The organism is Legionella santicrucis (genome assembly GCF_001468135.1).
GTDB lineage: Bacteria > Pseudomonadota > Gammaproteobacteria > Legionellales > Legionellaceae > Legionella > Legionella santicrucis.
The window spans coordinates 395,455-413,903 of the sequence record NZ_LNYU01000085.1; the positions used below are offsets into that span (position 1 = coordinate 395,455).

The following is an 18,449-nucleotide window of genomic DNA, read 5'->3' on the forward strand; positions in this document are numbered from 1 at the left end:
TGTTTATTTAGATGATTTACGCACGTATTATGCGCTATAGTATAAACAACATTACATAACAGAGCATACTATGATGAACGTAATTAATCTTAATAAAAAAAGAAAGGCTAAAAATCGTTTAGAAAATGAAAAAAAAGCGTCTGAAAATCGCATTAAATTCGGAAGGACCAAAAAAGAAAAGCAGATAGAGAAACAAGATAATGAGCGTAGCGAACGATTTCTAGACGGCCACAAGTTAGAAAAAAATGAAGAAAAATAAGGGGAAGCTAAGAAAACAAGCTATAGTAATATAAATATAAAAGAAATTGTCCAAATAACTATCATCCCAGGAGTTAGTTATGAACAAGTTAATTATTAAAGTATTACCCATAGTTTTGTTGGATTTTATCCTGCCCACACTTTTGATACCTAGAACTGCCTCCGCTCAAAATAATTATATTGCCACACAAAATGCACAGAAAGAAGAAATACAGCATGCCGAAAAATTTGCTGAGCGATTATCAGCTCAAACAACGGTTCCACTTAAATACAGCATGGTAGGCTATTTAGAATCTTGGGGGAAGATAGGCATAGAAGAGGCAATCGCTAATAACTATAATGTAATTGTCATCGCATTTGGCACTATTGATGGCGATCAAATAGGCATGAATTTAAACTGTGGTCCAACTATGCCTGATGGTTGTTTTTTACCATCTGTACGATGGTGGCCTGAACCACCCGATTGGATACCAAACTTTACAAATAGTGTTGCATTTGCTCACAGCAAAGGTGTAAAAGTTTTACTTTCTTTTGGTGGCGCTAATAACACCTTTAAACCTGGAACAACGAATAGTGAGACACTTGCACAGAGCATAGTACACTATCTAGAAAGTCTAAATTTAGATGGCATAGATTTTGACTTAGAACATATCTCAACAACTGATTTTCCTGGAAATTCAACCGAGCGACAACAGTATTTATCTGCTTTAATAAAACAAATAAAACTCCTTAACAATAAACTGATAATAACTAGCGCACCTCAAATAAACCCAGTACAAGGTTCCTCTGGAACAGCAATACAATTTGTTAACACTGGATCTGAAACAGTGTATAACGATGCAATAAGTAATAATCTCTTTGATTATATATTTGCACAAGCATATAACACGCCTGGATTTACAGTTGACAACCAATGTGTTGTACAATGGCAAAATGTGGGCGATGAAACATACCCTACGTTTATTAGCAAAATTGCCCCATGCTTAGAAAAATTGTTGCCTAAAGGATCTAAAACAAAAATCATGGTAGGAGAGCCTGCGAATTCGAGCGAAAGCGCAGGGCGTGGCGCGTTAGAACATGGAACCTACAATGAAATAGCCAATGAATATCAAAACATTAAGGGATTACCCTCATTTGGCGGTGCGATGACTTGGAGCATCAATGAAGATAGCAAAGCTTCCGATGATAAAGGTCCAAGAACACCCTATTCATTTTCTAGTGCTTTAGTGCCAATATTATCAAATTAAGAAGTTTGAATTATTTTGTCTCATCTTAATACAAAGCACTAAGGAATAACAAAATTCAACCTAGCATATAAGTACCGTCCCCTCTTTGATGTTGGGTACACTAAACCCAACACTTGTCTCAAATTTTCAATTTAATACAGTCAAAATTTCATATAACATAAATCAACCACTTAGATCGCCACAATATCTAAATGATCAAATATTAGACAATAAATACAAAAAAACTTATAATATATGCGATTTAAACAGATAACACAGAAAATTTTATGAGATGAGCCATGGTAGAAGATTTGTTAAGTAATATAGGCAACCTCTCACAATGTGGTCGGCATTGGGGAAAAGAGGTGGATTTAAGTCAAATAACCCACTTTTCTGGAAAATCAGAGGCATTGGAAACAAACATAAATGGCGTCCTTGGACTCAATGGCAATGAACCTGGCCAAGGCCCCTTTTGTATCTTACATAACATTGAAAATAGCCCAATTAAGATGATTTGGACTGCAGGACTTACTGGATGCATGGGGTTGGCCATTACAGGTAGAGATAATTTAGGTCGATTGAATGTTTTCTTTAGCCATGCGCGACATTATGATAAAGCCGACGCAACCCATGATAAAAACAATCCTATTTATTGGGCTCGTCGTTTTATTCAAGAGCACCAAGATGTGCGTATATTTTGGGGAAGTGATTTTTTCTTTGGCACTCGCCATACCCATGAAGGAATATATCATCGCCAACAGGCACAAATAAAACTAAGCAATGCATTAGGTTGCTGGGTTCGTTTAAATGATTCTGTTATATCCAGAGAGTTAGTCTTCTTACCTAAATTAGGTCTTTTAAAACCAGGAAGACCTTCTGAAATTTATGTTCAATTAGAAAAAGAACAAGATTTACAGCATAAAGTCGCGTTTTCTCAAAGTAAATGTTTACAACAATTTGAATTTGATAGAGCACTTAAAGAAAGTATTGATCAACAATTGCAGCGTGCAAAAAGAGACCGGAATAAATCAATTAGATTTTATTTTCAAGATCAATTTCGTGACACTAAAATTGCTGTTTTGCAACTTTTATCGGATGCTTATCATGTTGGTAATTTTGATATTATTCAACATCTTGCTGTTTATGCTCGAAAAAAAGAATCCCCATTTTCTGGATCTAAAACTGGCATTAGCTCAAATACCGCGAAACTCATACTCGCAGCATTTGAAGATTCACTTGAAAAAATTAGAAATATGAATAAAAACGGATGTGGCTTAGCAGAAAATGGTTTTCAAATAGGCTACAAACAATTTCTAGAACTCACTAATACAATGGATTCTAGTGAATTCTATCAGAAAGATAAAACGATAGACTGGCGACCATCTTAAGAATTAGACATCTTTGTGGCTGAATTATAACAACTAGTCCAAAATAGTACTATAGTAAGGAAAAAATAGAGTAATTGTGAATATAAAAAAACAATGGCCATTATTCATCACCTATTTTGCACTAGCAGGTTTGGGGCTATACCTCATTTTACAAATCGTTAGTCCCGCTTATGCTAACATCCCTTTATTCTTGTTATTAACAATCTGTGGAATCCCATTATTAGCACAAATTATCTTCAAATTATTCAATGGAAATTTTGGTGCTGATTTATTAGCTGCATTAGCACTCATCAGTGGTGTCATCTTACATGAGTATCTCGCATCGGCAATAATTATTTTGATGCTTTCGAGTGGCCAATCGTTAGAACGTTATGCTATGAAAAAAGCATCTTCGGTATTATTAACGCTTGCTGAGCGTATGCCTTCCATAACACATCGTAAAATAAATAATCATATCGAAGATATTCCCTTAAACAATATTCGCCTCCATGACGAAATTGCAATTTATCCGCATGAGACATGCCCTATTGATGGCATCGTTATTGAAGGTCATGGATCCATGGATGAATCCTATCTTACAGGAGAACCTTATCAAATATCAAAAGCTCCCGGAGCTTTTGTTTTGTCCGGAGCGATAAATGGCGAATCAGTATTAGTGATAAAAACTACGCGTCTAGTCTCTGACTCCCGCTATACCTCAATCGTAAAAGTTTTAGAGGAGGCAGAACAGAAGCGTCCTTTAATAAGGCGACTTGGTGATCAGATAGGTATGTTATTTGGACCTATTGCGTTAATATTTTCAATTGCAGCCTGGTATTTTACTGGAGATGCAACAAGATTCTTGGCTGTTTTAGTCATAGCAACTCCATGTCCTCTGCTTATTGCAATTCCTATTACAATTATCAGTGCCATATCAAAAGCGGCTAGAAAATCTATTATTATTAAAGATCCGACAGTGCTTGAACAATTGCCTGTATGTAAAACTGCAATTTTTGATAAAACGGGAACGTTAACCTATGGCAAACCAGTACTCACAGAGATAACGACCACCTCTCATTACACCAAAGAGTATGTGCTTCAATATACCGCAAGCCTTGAGCGTTATTCAAAGCATCCTCTTTCTTCGGCTATTTTAGATGCTGCTGAAAAAAAACATCTTGTACTACTTCAATCATCCAATATTTCTGAAATCCCTGGTCAGGGATTAGTAGGGATGATTAATAATCATATAATACACATAACCGGTAGAAAAAAATTATTAAATACACACCCGCAATTCACGTCCATGTTATCTGATGAGAAAGAAGGCCTTGAGTGTATTGTACTTATTGATGATAACATTGTGGCAACACTTCACTTTCACGACGAAGCTCGACCCGAAAGTAAGCCTTTTATAGGACATTTAAAACCGGCCCATCAATTTAACAAGGTTATGATAATTTCTGGAGACAGGGAATCAGAAGTTACTTATCTTGGACAGCAATTACGTGTAACTGAAATTCATGCCTCACAAACCCCAGAACAAAAATTGACCATCGTTCGTCAAGAGGTAGAAAAAGCGCCTACTGTGTTCATGGGGGATGGTATTAATGATGCTCCGGCTTTGACTGCTGCAACAGTTGGCATTGCATTTGGGGAGTTCAGTAATGTTACTGCAGAAGCTGCGGGTGCAGTTATTATGGAAAATACCTTTAATAAGGTCGATGAACTTATCCATCTTAGTCTGAATACAAGGAAAATTGTTTTACAAAGTGCTGTGGGTGGTATGTTCTTAAGCATCATTGGAATGTTTTTTGCTGCACTGGGCTATGTTCCACCTGTAACAGGAGCCATCCTTCAGGAAATTATTGATATATTGGCGATAATGAATGCTTTGAGATTAACATGGGAAACAGACATTAAAATTGATTTGCCACAATACACTGCATAAAAATTCTTTGGCAGAGTCCCCTTTTTATGTGAAAAACCATCCCCTTGCATACAGGTATAGCAATAGAAATTTTGATATTTTTGGTTTTATTAGGATACGACCAATCTATTTTATGATGTTTTTTGAATTTTCGATTGATTCCCAATTGAACATACATGCTCTGGAGAATTTATATAAGAATCATTTTGAAACAACCAGATTTCATTTAAATCATTTGGATGGTATTTTGCGCTATAATAAATAGAGCTAATGATACCAGAGGAGAATGAATATGGTACATATATATGAAGGTGAAGGCCAAGTTAACAAATTAGCGCGAAAAATAGCAATAAAAGCGGCTCTTCACGAAAAGACTGAGGGACTTATTAATAGAAAAAAAGTACCAGATCATGCAGCATCAGTTAGGGCCATTGCCAAACTTTTGAATAAAATAGAATCATATGACACAAAAAACGGATTTGATGACGGTAAAAATACTGCCTATTATGCACAACAAATAGCAGAAGGTTTTGAGCGAGAACTAAAAGCTTTTTTGGCAGACACGAAACATATAAAAAAAGATAGCCATGATTATAACCAACGTGTAAGTACTTTTAATGATAATTGTCACCAAATTATAGTGCAAAATATAAAAGGAGTATCTCGTGAGCCAACTTTCTGGAATTTTATAGCGCCAGCAATTAATGGCTTCTTGAAACTTATTGGGGCTGAACCCTATAAATATGATACAACTAAATTTGCTAAAAACCAGGATATTAGGGAGGGACTTAGAGAATTAAAAGATACTGGAGTTGGAAAAGATAAAATTGAAGAGATTGATAAGGGAAATGAATATACTGGCCCAGGTTAATGAACTTATAGTCTCGTTTGAATGCTATTAAACCCAAGAAATTGGCTTCTAGATCGCATTGCCGCATTAATGTTAGGGCGTGTTGATAATTAACGATCAACTCACCTAATAATTAACATCATATTAATACACTCGAACTTTTGGCAGCTCCGACCATCGGGTAGTATAGGCCGGTGATTTAAGCTCTGCACACATGGCCCAAGGCTTGGAATAGCCTTCAGCAGCCAAACGAATCGTACTACGACCGTATTTTTGATTGATTTGGTCAAAAACACTCATTAACTGTTCAGTGTGATGAAGTTGTTCGTCACTAGGCTGATGAAACAAATCTAATTGACGTAGATCTTTGGGAGTTAAGTCTTTAAGACACACTCCTGCTTTTTTATAATAATACCCCAGTTTAAAAATACGCCTTAAGCATCGCTTGGCAATTGTAGTAATTAATTGTAAATCATCAGTTGGATTAATGAATTTAAATTCTATCGATTGGAAATGCTGCGCTAAATCCTTCCGAAATCGATTCGTATGAACAAAAACCTCTATACGCTGGCAAACCAAATGTTGATACCGCATTTTCTCCACCACCCTAGCACAATGACTACTCACCGATTCAGCAATAAAAGAAAATTGGGTTTGTATCTGACCAAAGCTTTTTGAAGACATAATGTTTTGTTTCAGCTCTACCTCCTCTAAGCCCCCACAAGAAATTCCTTGAAGCTCCATGGCAGTACGCATCAAAATAACATTAAAATCTTTTTTCAAAAGATGAGGATTGGTCATTGCCAAATCGTAGGCAGTGTGGATTCCTCGTGTCATTAACCTCTTTTCCCATTGCCGCCCTACTCCCCAAACATCACCTACTGAAACTTGCTGAAGCAATTGTTCTCGATTTGAAGAGATGTGAAACACAGGGACTTTAAACACCTTTTTACATAAATGATTGGCCACTTTTGCTAATGTTTTTGTCGCTCCAATGCCAATGGATGTAGATATTCCCGTATACCTTAAAATTTTCTTTTGTAATTCCTGACAAAAACCTTCATGAAGACTGGTGGATAAACTGCTTAAATCCAAAAAAGCCTCATCAATGGAGTAAACCTCTACATGGGGCCAAGTTTCTTCAATCGTACACATCACACGATGACTGATATTGCCATACAATGTGTAATTGGAAGAAAAAGCTTTGATGCCATACTGTACACAACGGTCTTTAATTTTAAAATAAGGCTCGCCCATGGCAATCCCTAACGCTTTGGCTTCATTTGAACGTGCAATACAACATCCATCATTATTGGACAACACCACAATGGGGGTGTCTTTTAAATCAGGACGAAACAAACGTTCGCAGCTTGCATAAAAATTATTACAATCAATTAGAGCAAACATCTTAAAAAAGCTCTCTTTTGGGTCCGCCTACTCCTGTCCTTATTGCGCTTCGGTGTCATAATAATGTATTTTTTGATTATTGTTACAAATATCATAAGCCTAGAAAAATAGATTGTAAATCTCACCGCAAAACTAATTTATTGGAAACTACTATTAATTTTTCGAAAATATTAGAAAAAATTTCTTAACTTTTTGCACAGACAAAGGCTCCATTGCGAAAGGATCGTTAAAGTGGGAAATATCTAATAATAAAGGTTAATCATCACACACGCTTACTCTAGGTAAACCTAACTCGACTTTATTCTATAATGGAATTTAATGTATGAATATTATTCTTTTAAGCATAATAATGAACTAATTAATTTAATTTTATAATCCTCCTTTCTCATCTATTCCATACAGAAACAACTAGATTCCAAAAAATATTTTTAATATGTTAGGAGAATTGTAAATGAAAGCAACCTATCAAGATCATTTAAAATCAAAATTTAAACCAACTTTTTTTGGCTTATTTGAGACACAGTATGATTCTTTACTCAAAAATGTATATGCCTATATATATGATAAGCCTATTTGGTCTCCTCCTGCCATCACGTGCAAAGGTCCTGTTTCTGGAGGATGTAGAAATATAACCTTAGCTGAAATTCAAGGACAGTTTGAGATGTATGGATATAACCCGAAGTTACAAGCCAAGGCGCTAGCAAGAGTTGAAAAATACGTTACAGATTTTGAAGCAGCTACGGTATTGAAGCCCACTCGAGAGGAAACGGAACGCTTATTGGCAGTGCGCGATTATTTCCGAGATCATATCAAAAAGGCAACAATCGACTCAGCTCATGAAGGCTCGCTTTATACACCAAGATAACTATAAAACACTATAATTTATATACGAAAGATGGGTTCTCTATTGTGAACCCCATCCTCATGCAGCACATCGCCCCAGTAACTACAGCAGTCTTTAGAGCACATGCTCTTTAGGCCTAGGTTGCTGGATTGCTTCACTTTCGTTCAATGACAACTAGCTTTTATCCTGATGCCCAAAGAAATGACATGTATCACGAACACTTGCTGACTCAGCGTCTATTATTAGTTTGACCATTAGAGTAAATTAACCCCATGCAACGTGGTAAAAAGCACTCCTACTGCAATCCATGCAAGGATTCATTTATGGTATTGTAATCAAATTGGAATCCGCTCTCGAGTAATCTTTTCGGCTGTACTCGTTCAGAATCTGTTAAGATAACAGAGGATTCGCCGATTAGTAATTTTAATACAGATTCAGGTAGAGGCACCCCGGGCGCCCACTTAATTAATCGCAACTCTCTCAGCATTTCAGAATTACTACAGGGTTGTGGAGCAGTTATATTTATTGAGCCATCAATAAGCGTGTCGTTGTTAGCAATAAATTCAATAGCTTTCGCAACGTCTTTGATATGTACAAAGGGAACAAATTGATTACCCGAACCAAATCGACCTGCACCGAAAAAACCAGAGAGGCGATAATAAGGCAAAAGACCACCTGTATTAGAGAGAACATGTCCAAGTCTTAAATTAACCACGTTACAATTTGCTTTATTTGCTCTTTCTTCGATTTCTTTACATACGTCTACTCTGAATTTTGTTCCAGGATCGCTACCCAAAACGGGCTCACTGCCTTCAGTCAAAATCGTATCGCCAGCACTTCCATAAAATCCTGCTGCTGAGGCTTGTAGGTATTTTAATGGTTTTTCGCGAGCTCTATCTATATTCTGAATTATGGTGTCAATTACTTGAAAACGTGATTCGGCTATATCTGATTTTACTGAAGAAGTCCATCTATTAGCACCCGGATTTGATCCGCTTAAATTTAATATAATTGTATTTTTGTCAATTAAATCAGACCAATCATCATTAATAGATCTGACTTTGACTCCATCAATGTTGAGTTGTGTCTGTGCAGAACGACTTAAGCAATAGACGTCATATCCCTTTCTGATAAACTCCAAACAAACCTCTTGGCCAATCATTCCGGAACCACCTGCTATAATAATCCTTTTATCCTTTGCAACATCCTTTTTGTCAATTTGGAAGTGACCATAATAATGCAATAACGTACCAATCATAGGAAAAGAAATTTTGCCATCAAATTTCCACCCATCTTCTGTTGGTTTTTCGATCCACTCTGATTTGGGTAATAAAAACGTCGGTAATGGTATTTGGAATGAATCAAAGAATGTCAAACCTTGAGATTCATATTTTAATGATTTATCGGATTGAAGTTTTATTTGGTAAATAAATCGAAACGCTTTATCTAGAAAACCACCGATACCCTCACTTAAATACATTTGTTGGTTAAACCCGCGATAAACCGAGTGTGTGGTTGAATAGGTTTTCTGTTGAGGAGTGTTATAGCCAAATGCCCTACTCCAACGTTGTACGTCTTTAGATAAATTGACTACTTGTGCATAAAATGGTTGCTGATTCATATTACGGGGAAAACCTGCAAAAGCGCCCAGTATCTTTGCAAAAGATGAAGGCTTTTCTACGGTAACAACACCTGTACCACTACCACCAATACTTGAAGTTTTAAACTCTTTTACATGATTATCCAGTTGATTGAGTTTAGGAAAAACGCTGCCGAATACAGAAGATGGCGCATCATCAGTTATTGATAAGCGAGGGGCCTGCCAATATCTTAACTTCGTTGAGCCACCTAAGCTGAACGATACAAAATATTCAAATATACTTCGCTGTAGCGAAGGAAAAATACTACTTGCAGCCCGCATTACCCCATTTCTTATCATTTTAAGTAGCGGATTTTGAACTTGTCCTACAGACGCAATCAAATCCGCAACATTTTGCACTGTTTTAGCACGTGGTTTTCGTTCTTGCTCGTACTCAGATATGCCTTCTAAATAATCAACTCGGTTGAGCTTAGAAGCCAAGCACGCCGCATCTTCGATACATAAACCAGCTCCCTGAGCAATATTTGGTGCAGTAGCATGAGCAGCATCCCCCATCAACACCACTCGGTTGTCTTGTGATGTCCAAGGAAATTGTTCAACTCCTTGAATTTTAGCAATATCTGTTCTTAGTATTTTGTACGTCGAATTAATTAATTCTTCATAATCAACTACAATCTCACCAGAATCTGTTCGAATAGGTTTCCATTCTTTAACCAACTCTTTCAGAAATTCCTTGGTATCCTCATTAACTACCTGAACACCGTTAATTGGCGATAAATATTTGTGATCTTTTTGTGTTTTAACAGCAATAAACCAGAAGGCATTTGGTGGTTTTAGTGGAACATAACCAAAGCGAATTTCATGATTTCCATACTTTTTAGAAGTGCCGTTTCCCCATGTTTCGAATGCTTGGGACCACCATTTATGTTGGGTATCTGCAGGAAGTTGAGTATTTGCCCGAAAATATGTATAACCAAGATCGGTCTCGAGGACTGGAGGTAGTTCTAATTCAGACATCAGACAATTTCTGATTTTTGAATGAATACCATCACAAGCGACGAGTAAATCACCTTTATACTTAGTACCATCAACATTAACCACAATTTGATCATTGTCTCTTTCGTATCCGCTAATTTTTTGTGACGTTATGATTTCAACATCATCTCGATTTTTTAAACCTGCTGACAGCATATTGATTAAATCATCACGGTTTAAACATTGGACAGGGAATCGGTCGCCAAAATCTTCATTTGCTCGTGCCAATATTTTGCCATCTGCATTTCGGTAGCTCGGAAATGGCATGATATAACCAAATTGTTCTATAAAATTTTGATAGTTGGGTATATTCTTTAAGACAGTCTGGCTTGGTGGCCAAATGCCTATTCCTCCACCAATACTTTGCTCATTACTATCGCAAAATGGCCGAGATTCGAATAAGGTTATATGAAACTTAACATTTTTATTACCATGGATTAATAAATTAGCCAAAGTCAATCCCGAGATACCACCACCGACTATTAGAACATGAACTGATTTAACCATGTTTTTATCCTTCACTATGCCAGTTATTGCCTATAAAATATAAATAAATTAGCACAATATGCTCATGAATTAAATGATATGGGTTATATTTTTGCGATCGCGCGCAAAAATATATTAATTTGGCTTATGAATAGTCTAAGCGATAATACCATTTAAGCAGGTCTAATTAAATATCTAGAAAAAACAGTGGATATAATTTATTTTTGCACCCATTTTAACTCCAATGAAAAAGATGGTAAGGATATTCCTCAGCGAAGAAGGAAAAGCGGTGCTAAATCGTTTGCGACTGAATCAAAGCTCAAAGATAGGTGAGCGAGCGCATTATGTATTACTATCTAATGAAGGCAACTCTGTCTCAGAAATAGCAAAACATCTAAGCCGGAATGAACATACAATCAGGTTGTGGCCCCACCGTTATATAGAAAATGGAGTGGTAGGATTAGCGACTCGAAACAAACCAGGCCGTCTTGCAAAGAAAGCGCCTGTGATTGAATCCCATCTTACCGATGCTGCGAAAAAAGCAGGTATCGTAAAATCGTTGATGAAATCAGCCAAAATGCGGTCCAGGATATTGAACTACTATTCGCGGATGAATCCCCACTTGTCGCATCAACTCTATGTAAACCGCGGCTGGTTTAAGCGCGGTGAAAAAAAGTAGTGAATACCGTTAAAAAATAGATTAAGTTAAACAATTTTTAACGGTATTCACTACTTTTCTTGAAAATTCCATTTATGCGAGTTTTTCTTTTGATTGATTAAACTTCGCACTTCCATCAACTCCGGAAACTCTCAATTTTTCAAGCAATTATATCAGAGTAGGCCTAAACAAATTCAAATTAATCTACCTTTTCAACTAAATGCCTATATCATCGCAATTATGAATCGATTCACAATCGAATGCTAAATCCGTATTCAACTGTGAATCTGAGAATGGCTATTATACAGTTCAAATTGATCTTCGTTTTTATACCCTTACTTTTTGACCATATCCAGTGCTAAGTTGAACCAAACTCTAGATCGATAAATTTGGGCCACTTTTTAGATTTAATTTATCTTTTAAATCAGCTCCAAGTTCCTTATCGCTTAACAAAGTCTCCACTACTTTACCAAGAGTTCCTGAAGTTAAAGCACCTATATCAGTTTTATTTAATGGTTCTGCATCTTCATATTCAAATTGATTAATTAGATGTTCTATAGCGTCTAACTTTTGAGTCTTACTGTATCCGGATAGTCCCACATAACTGAAAAGTGATTCCACTTTTCCATAAGAATAATTACTGTCTCTATTGTTAAGCGTATTAATATAATCTTTAAAGCCATCTTTTAATTTTTCCAATTTGCGAGCTTTTATTCTTAGTGCCGTCTCTTCGACTTTAGGAGATTCTAATTGTTTTGCGATCTTTAATTGCTCCTCCTCTGTTAATCTTTTAGGATGTTTACGATTATCCCAGTTTAAAATAAATTGCGGTTTTGTCGGGTCAATGTCTTTATCATACCTTGAATTTTTTTTATAATTTTCTTGATGATAATGTTTTGCTGCTTCAATTACATCAAACTCTCTTTTTTTTCTAGTAATTATGTCTAATTGTCCTTGGGTTAAGCCATCTACTTCCACAAGCACCACATTTTCAGCAGAAGATGGACTTCCTTCACATCCAGGATGATGTGGCTCCCCAGGCAATACTGCTTTTGATACAATCACAGGAGCGCGTTGATTGATAAATGTATCTAAGGTCATGTTTCTTGGATCATCTTTGCCATAATATAACTCAACAAAATAATGCTCAGGAATTATTTGATTACCAGTACAAAGACCACCTACAAATACCCTTGCGCCTTCAATTTTTATCAAATCCTTATCTTGAAGTTTGACAATCTCACTCATATTTTTTTCTCTTAGCTCCCTTAGTTCTTTTGAACCGACTTTGGGCAGTGGTTTAAGTTTTTTTATATCTAGATTATTACCTCTAGCAAAACTCACCATTTCCTTTAGAGCATACTTTTGCCTTATTTTTTCCGCTTCTGGATTTTTTTCGAGTAATTCTGACAACTCCTCTGAAACATGGTTATATTCTCTTCTATTGTTTTCAGCTTCCAATTGATTTCCTTCTTTAGCGGCTTTTAAGTACGCCTCTTTTAATTCTTTTTTCTTAATCATTTTTTGGCCTATACTTATAGCAGTTTTAAGATGTGGTACTTCTTCTCGCTCTTTATTTTCGGAATTATGTAGTGAATAAGGTGATTCTTTTGAAAATTCATCATCCCCAACAACAGCTGCCTCTGCAAATGATAATATCGTTTCATATTGTGTATAATCATCTGCTAGTTTATTAGTTAGTGCAGTAAATTCTGTATGTAAGTCTCGATCACTCATCTCTTTTCCACTTAATGCAAAGTACTCACATGCTTGTTGCTCCATTAAAACAATGTGCTTCTCCCTCATAATTTTCTCCAGAAAGAAATATAGATACAATTATATTCTAGTTTAGTTAAAGAGCTTTTGCTGATTCCAACAGGTACAAACGACAACTTGCTTGTTCAGGATGATAGCTTCCTTATATCTATGGTTTTTAGACTTGCTATTACATGCCTCTTTTATTGAGTAAACGACGGGAACTGCTGTAGTGAAGGATGCCAAAGCTGTTTACTTCACCCCGACAGCACTAAATTTTTTCCTGGGGAGAGAGCAAGATGCGAAACTCGGAATCCATTTTTTGTTTGTACAAATACAAAAACACTGGATAAACTTGAGCGAGTCCTGGAAATAGGCAGAGCATAGATACAGAATAATTGAATTCGCCTATTTAAATCGGGAAAAGTTTTCCTTTATGGAATAATTTAGATTTATTTTTTATAATCAGTGCATAATGCGCAATATTCAGTTTTGCAAAAAAATACTGTTCAAATTTCTTGTAAAGAAAGATGAAAATCAGATTCAATCAATAAACTATGATTCCGAGGAATGATTTTCCATTCAAACCCTTTTGTAGAAAGCTTTTCGGATGCGATTATGACATATTCTGAAATAGAATCTTTATCCCTACAAAAATACATAGTTTCTGGTTTAGCCTGAGCAGAAGTGCAATAACGAAATGCTACTACATGTTTTCCATTAGTAATACAAATATTAAAGTAGCACACGGCTTTTGGATAATTTGTTTTTACTAATTTATTAATAAGAGTCAAAGTTTCCAATAATACTGTATGTATATCCTGAGAATTTTTAATTTTTCTTTGTTTTGACAATTGCAAAAATAAAGCAAATATCAATTCTGAATCAGTTGTTCCTTTTATCCAGTTATAAATATCATCCTCCAACAAATGATGAATTTGACGTCTTATTTTTTCAAAATAGGGAATCCAACCATTATGCATGAATAACCAATTTTTATAGATAAAAGGATGACAATTAAATTGAGAAATACCTCCTGTACTTGCTGCTCGAACATGAGCAAAAAAAAGCGATGATTTTGTTTTTTTTGCCAAATAAGAAAGATTTTTATCATTCCATGCAGGAAATAGCGAAGTAAATAATGCCGGGTTTTTATCAAATGAAGTATACCATCCAACTCCAAAACCATCCCCATTGGTCACCGTATGTGATTCTTGAGAAATAAGACTTTGTTTTACAAGGGAGTTTTTTGGTTTAATTACAAGATCAGATAATAAAATATTTTCTTTCCCTATATAGGCAACAAATCTGCACATTTTCTTTACTCAAAATAGGTATATAAATTATTTTAGGAAATAATAATTAGAATAGCTAAAATATCTGGTAAATTAGTTAACATATTTTCAAAAATAATTATTCTTTTAAATTTATTAACTTATTTCTCTTCTAAACTGAATAAAAGCAATAAATAGTAACAAAGATTTTTCAGGAGTTAATTTCATTCTCTTTTGAGGGGCAATGATGAAACAATTAGACTTTAATAAATCCTCAGAAGTCACAATCGGAGTTGAATTAGAGTTTCAAATTATTGATCCTGACTCTTTTTCTCTAGTCTCTCGTGCAAACGATGTCTTAAAAAATATTCAAAAAAGTAATTATCAACAAAAAATTAAACCTGAATTGACGCAAAGTATGATTGAAATTAACTCTTCAGTTCACCATGAGATTAAAGAGCTGTATCAGGATTTACATCAATTATATGATTTTTTATTGCAGACAGGCTCACAGTTGAACGTTTTTTTCTGTGGCGGAGGAGTTCACCCTTTTCAAAAATGGACGACTCAAAATATTTTTTTTAAAAAAAAGAATATACGCGTTTTGCAAAAAAATACGAATTTCTTGCAAAAAGAGCCACTGTATTTGGTCAACATATGCATATAGGATGTAATAATCCAGAAGATGCTCTTTATCTAGCTCATGCGCTTAGTCGCTATGTTCCTCACTTTATCGCCATTTCAGCGTCCTCACCCTTTTATCAGGGCATTGATACAGGATTTGTCTCTTCAAGATCTACTGTGTTTAAAGCTTTTCCTTTCAGTGGAGCAATGCCTCTTTTAAAAAATTGGAACGGATTTTCTCGATATTTTTATGAAAGATATGAATTAGGGATTATAAAAAGTATTAATGACTTTTTGTGGGATATTAGAATACAACCTGAGTTTGGAACGGTAGAAATTAGAGTATGCGATACCCCTTTAACATTAGAAAAAGTAGTATTAATAGCGGCTTATCTTCAATCCTTATCTCTTTATCTTTTAAAAGAGCGCCCCATAAAAATTAATCAAGATTTATATTTTTTATATAATTATAATCATTTTCAGGCAAGCCGATATGGATTCAATGGGCATTTAATTGATGGATCTAGATCTAAGAAACGAATTAGCGAAGATATATTATCCACTATAAAAAAAATAAAAAAATATACGCAACAATTGCAAAATAACGAATTTATTGAATTGCTAATCGAAGTAGTAAAAAATAAAAATAATGATGCGAAGAATTTAAAAAATATTTTAAACCATACCCAATCTTTTCAAGAAGTTGTTTCTGTCCAATGCCAAGAATGGGCAAAATTTTTCTGAGAAGTTAGAACTTATGTAATATTACGCCGCCATTTTATCCAATTAAACATGCGCTTGCTGCAAAAATTTCTATCGGTGTCCTCTTAAACTATTTTGACACAGAGCTTTAAAAAAATTCATTAATTTGTCAGTACTTAGCTACATCAAGAATCAAACTACTTTTATGCCACCATACTCACCTAATTTAAACTTGATCGAACGATTGTGGAAGTTTATGCGCAGAACAATTTTGTACAATAAATATTATGAAAAGTTTGCTGGGTTCAGGACTGAGGCCATGCAGTTTTTTGATAATATTGCACAATACAACGATAAATTAAGCACGCTGCTGACAAAAAATTTTCAGGTTATTGGCATCTAAAAACTGAAAACTCATTAGCATTGGGTATAACCTTCCTCATTAGAGGGTTAAGCGTCTTACACACCAAACTCCAATCGTAAAAGAGGTTTTGAAAAAAGGAGAGGAAGTGCCTGAACTAGCACCCGGATTGAAATGTTCCACAAAAGCTCCTTCCTGAGGAAGGAGTGAATACTCTGTAGAGCTCCAAAAGTTATCGAATTGTAAGAGTGTATTGATGTTGCTTTGCATGCTTTGTGTTAAAAGGCACGATTGGCTATCTGGATAGATAAATTGATCATCCATTTCACAAATGGAAGGCAAATACCAATCTGAGAAACAACTGTTTCCGAATTGACATGGGGAGTTTCCAGCTGAGTCAATGGATTGATAACAAACCCCAGCAGCATAGTTGATCCCTGTTCCATAGTTGGGAAAATCTAATATATTATTGCTATTACATGCTCCATCATTAGAGCCATTACAGTTTGTTTGCCCCAAAGACAAAGTAGCAGGATATAATGATGCATCATTGGGAGAAGGTGTTGCGGAAAGAGAGCTATCATCAATCCCCCAGATACTATCTAAAGTTAAAGACCATTCGATGTTGGATTGAGGAGTAATTGCAGCCACCGATCCGCCAATATTTGCCGTTGAAGAGGTCGAGTCATCCACTGAAAAAAGATAGCCTCCTTGATATTGACATCCATAGCCCAATACGATCGCATTGATGGAATAACTGGGCAAAACTTGAAAAGAGCTCGCAACCGGAGCAGTTCCTCCGGTACAAGGAGTACTCGCATTATTATTGGAGGCAGTGGTACCAGGTGTGATAGTGATAGTACAAAAACCTCCATTGGCATTTAATGGTGTACTGGTGGTACATGTTGTTCCAATCGTTACATCATTTGGCAGATTAGGAGTAAAATCCGCATAGGTTGCAGGTACGGCACTTAGCGTAATAGGTGAGTTAGAAGTATTAGTCAGCGTAATAACTCTTGCTATACCACCGCTTCCTAAACTGGAAAGAGCTAATGTCGATGGATTTATGGCTAATCCATTTATTGGGATGACCGAGCTGGAATAACCTGCTAAATAAGCAGCTGTTCCATGGTTGCTACTGGCTGTGACTTTAAAAGAATATTCCGTATTATTGCTTAATCCAGTAACTACACAACTTAAAGCAGAAGTTGGATTACAATTGTTTGCTACAAGATTGTAGTTCGTTGGTGATCCAGTTAGCCCATAAGTAACTGTGTAGCCAGTAATAGGAGAGCCACCTGTATAAGCTGGCGCTGACCAACTGACAGTAACTTGTCCAGCGCCGGGAACTACCATTACAGCACTAGGAGCGTATGGAGCGGGAAGTATTTCTAGATTAATAATTTGTTGTTCTTGCGCAGCAGCATTGTATTGCGCGTTGCCAGCTTGATTGGCATCGATAATACAAGTACCAACACCGGTAAACGAGACTAAAGTTCCATTAATACTACAGGCTCCGCTTGAACTACTTGCATCAATCGAAAAAACCACTGGATTACCTGAAGCACCGCCAGTTGCAGATACAGTATAGGTTCCACCTACTGCAGGATCTGTAGGCGTACTAGTAAACGTTATGGTTTGGTCTATCTTATTTACGGTAATGATTTGTTGTGCTTGTGTGGCAGCATTGTAGTTCGAATTACCGGCCTGATTGGCATCAACAATACAAGAGCCTGCCCCAGTAAATGATACTAGATTTCCAGTGATGTTGCAAGCACCACTCGTACTTCCTGCATCAATAGAAAAAACTACAGGATTTCCGGATGCACCACCAGTTGCCGTTACGGTATACGTCCCCCCTATAGTGGCATTGGGAGACGGTGTACTGGTAAAGGTGATGGTTTGGTCTGCTTTATTTACCGTAATGATTTGTTGGACTTGCAGCGCTGCATTATAATCTGAATTGCCGGCCTGATTGGCATCAATAATACAGGTACCTGTGTTTGCAAACGAAACTAGATTCCCGCTGATGCTGCAGGCGCCAACTGAACTCGCCCCATCAATAGAGAACA

Annotated in this window: 14 protein-coding genes and 1 pseudogene; 10 read left to right on the forward strand and 5 right to left on the reverse strand. The window is 36.1% G+C overall.

What is annotated here, in order from left to right:
* The first annotated feature begins 70 nt into the window (after positions 1-70).
* The 5 genes from Lsan_RS17140 (at position 71) to Lsan_RS17160 (ending at position 5,652) form a co-directional block, all read left to right on the forward strand.
* The gene (locus Lsan_RS17140; protein ID WP_058515335.1) at positions 71-259 is read left to right on the forward strand and encodes a DUF4169 family protein; all 189 of its coding nucleotides are present in this window, start codon (positions 71-73) and stop codon (positions 257-259) included.
* A 79-nt stretch (positions 260-338) separates the two neighbouring features.
* On the forward strand, positions 339-1,505 hold the full coding sequence (locus tag Lsan_RS17145) for a glycosyl hydrolase family 18 protein (RefSeq protein WP_058515336.1): 1,167 nt from the start codon (positions 339-341) through the stop codon (positions 1,503-1,505).
* A gap of 278 nt (positions 1,506-1,783) precedes the next feature.
* Positions 1,784-2,872: a hypothetical protein gene (locus Lsan_RS17150; protein ID WP_058515337.1), complete on the forward strand. Its 1,089-nt coding sequence runs from the start codon at positions 1,784-1,786 to the stop codon at positions 2,870-2,872.
* A gap of 76 nt (positions 2,873-2,948) precedes the next feature.
* On the forward strand, positions 2,949-4,802 hold the full coding sequence (locus Lsan_RS17155; RefSeq protein WP_237762180.1) for a heavy metal translocating P-type ATPase: 1,854 nt from the start codon (positions 2,949-2,951) through the stop codon (positions 4,800-4,802).
* A gap of 271 nt (positions 4,803-5,073) precedes the next feature.
* On the forward strand, positions 5,074-5,652 hold the full coding sequence (locus Lsan_RS17160) for a hypothetical protein (protein WP_058515339.1): 579 nt from the start codon (positions 5,074-5,076) through the stop codon (positions 5,650-5,652).
* Positions 5,653-5,775: 123 nt separating this feature from the next.
* Here the strand turns inward: Lsan_RS17160 and Lsan_RS17165 are convergent, their stop codons facing one another.
* Positions 5,776-7,038, reverse strand: a complete 1,263-nt coding sequence (locus Lsan_RS17165; protein WP_058515340.1) for a Y-family DNA polymerase — start codon at positions 7,036-7,038, stop codon at positions 5,776-5,778.
* Between the two features lie 451 nt (positions 7,039-7,489).
* Here Lsan_RS17165 and Lsan_RS17170 point away from each other — a divergent pair, with 451 nt between their 5' ends.
* Positions 7,490-7,903 (forward strand): hypothetical protein, encoded by a 414-nt coding sequence (locus Lsan_RS17170; RefSeq protein WP_058515341.1) that lies wholly within the window; start codon positions 7,490-7,492, stop codon positions 7,901-7,903.
* Positions 7,904-8,177: 274 nt separating this feature from the next.
* Here the strand turns inward: Lsan_RS17170 and Lsan_RS17175 are convergent, their stop codons facing one another.
* Positions 8,178-11,024, reverse strand: a complete 2,847-nt coding sequence (locus Lsan_RS17175; RefSeq protein ID WP_058515342.1) for a TIGR01777 family oxidoreductase — start codon at positions 11,022-11,024, stop codon at positions 8,178-8,180.
* A gap of 232 nt (positions 11,025-11,256) precedes the next feature.
* On the opposite strand from Lsan_RS17175, the gene Lsan_RS17180 reads away from it, so the two are divergent.
* A complete protein-coding gene (locus Lsan_RS17180; RefSeq protein WP_058515343.1) occupies positions 11,257-11,682 on the forward strand; it encodes a helix-turn-helix domain-containing protein in 426 nt (141 codons plus the stop codon).
* A 354-nt stretch (positions 11,683-12,036) separates the two neighbouring features.
* Here the strand turns inward: Lsan_RS17180 and Lsan_RS17185 are convergent, their stop codons facing one another.
* The gene (locus tag Lsan_RS17185; RefSeq protein ID WP_133134342.1) at positions 12,037-13,398 is read right to left on the reverse strand and encodes a hypothetical protein; all 1,362 of its coding nucleotides are present in this window, start codon (positions 13,396-13,398) and stop codon (positions 12,037-12,039) included.
* Between the two features lie 527 nt (positions 13,399-13,925).
* Positions 13,926-14,732, reverse strand: coding sequence for a class II glutamine amidotransferase (locus tag Lsan_RS17190; RefSeq protein ID WP_058515345.1), 807 nt, complete (start codon positions 14,730-14,732; stop codon positions 13,926-13,928).
* 205 nt (positions 14,733-14,937) lie between these two features.
* On the opposite strand from Lsan_RS17190, the gene Lsan_RS23395 reads away from it, so the two are divergent.
* The 3 genes and pseudogenes from Lsan_RS23395 (at position 14,938) to Lsan_RS23610 (ending at position 16,419) form a co-directional block, all read left to right on the forward strand.
* The gene (locus Lsan_RS23395) at positions 14,938-15,357 is read left to right on the forward strand and encodes a glutamate-cysteine ligase family protein (protein WP_272947160.1); all 420 of its coding nucleotides are present in this window, start codon (positions 14,938-14,940) and stop codon (positions 15,355-15,357) included.
* Positions 15,339-16,058 (forward strand): annotated as a pseudogene (locus Lsan_RS23400) (YbdK family carboxylate-amine ligase); the annotation flags it as partial. The gene Lsan_RS23395 and the pseudogene Lsan_RS23400, both read left to right, overlap by 19 nt.
* A gap of 163 nt (positions 16,059-16,221) precedes the next feature.
* Positions 16,222-16,419, forward strand: coding sequence for a transposase (locus Lsan_RS23610; protein ID WP_083505171.1), 198 nt, complete (start codon positions 16,222-16,224; stop codon positions 16,417-16,419).
* A gap of 39 nt (positions 16,420-16,458) precedes the next feature.
* On the opposite strand, the gene Lsan_RS17200 is transcribed toward Lsan_RS23610, so the two are convergent.
* Positions 16,459-18,449 (reverse strand): fibronectin type III domain-containing protein (locus tag Lsan_RS17200; protein ID WP_193392740.1); only part of this gene is annotated, 1,991 nt, incomplete at its 5' end.

Excerpts from the sequence above, each read along its gene's own strand:
- Lsan_RS17170 (WP_058515341.1), top strand. The coding sequence starts at position 7,490 with ATGAAAGCAACCTATCAAGATCATTTAAAATCAAAATTTAAACCAACT.
- Lsan_RS17175 (WP_058515342.1), bottom strand. The coding sequence starts at position 11,024 with ATGGTTAAATCAGTTCATGTTCTAATAGTCGGTGGTGGTATCTCGGGA.
- Lsan_RS17145 (WP_058515336.1), top strand. The coding sequence starts at position 339 with ATGAACAAGTTAATTATTAAAGTATTACCCATAGTTTTGTTGGATTTT.
- Lsan_RS23610 (WP_083505171.1), top strand. The coding sequence starts at position 16,222 with ATGCCACCATACTCACCTAATTTAAACTTGATCGAACGATTGTGGAAG.
- Lsan_RS17140 (WP_058515335.1), top strand. The coding sequence starts at position 71 with ATGATGAACGTAATTAATCTTAATAAAAAAAGAAAGGCTAAAAATCGT.
- Lsan_RS17180 (WP_058515343.1), top strand. The coding sequence starts at position 11,257 with ATGGTAAGGATATTCCTCAGCGAAGAAGGAAAAGCGGTGCTAAATCGT.
- Lsan_RS17165 (WP_058515340.1), bottom strand. The coding sequence starts at position 7,038 with ATGTTTGCTCTAATTGATTGTAATAATTTTTATGCAAGCTGCGAACGT.
- Lsan_RS23395 (WP_272947160.1), top strand. The coding sequence starts at position 14,938 with ATGAAACAATTAGACTTTAATAAATCCTCAGAAGTCACAATCGGAGTT.
- Lsan_RS17150 (WP_058515337.1), top strand. The coding sequence starts at position 1,784 with ATGGTAGAAGATTTGTTAAGTAATATAGGCAACCTCTCACAATGTGGT.
- Lsan_RS17160 (WP_058515339.1), top strand. The coding sequence starts at position 5,074 with ATGGTACATATATATGAAGGTGAAGGCCAAGTTAACAAATTAGCGCGA.
- Lsan_RS17190 (WP_058515345.1), bottom strand. The coding sequence starts at position 14,732 with ATGTGCAGATTTGTTGCCTATATAGGGAAAGAAAATATTTTATTATCT.
- Lsan_RS17185 (WP_133134342.1), bottom strand. The coding sequence starts at position 13,398 with ATGAGTGATCGAGACTTACATACAGAATTTACTGCACTAACTAATAAA.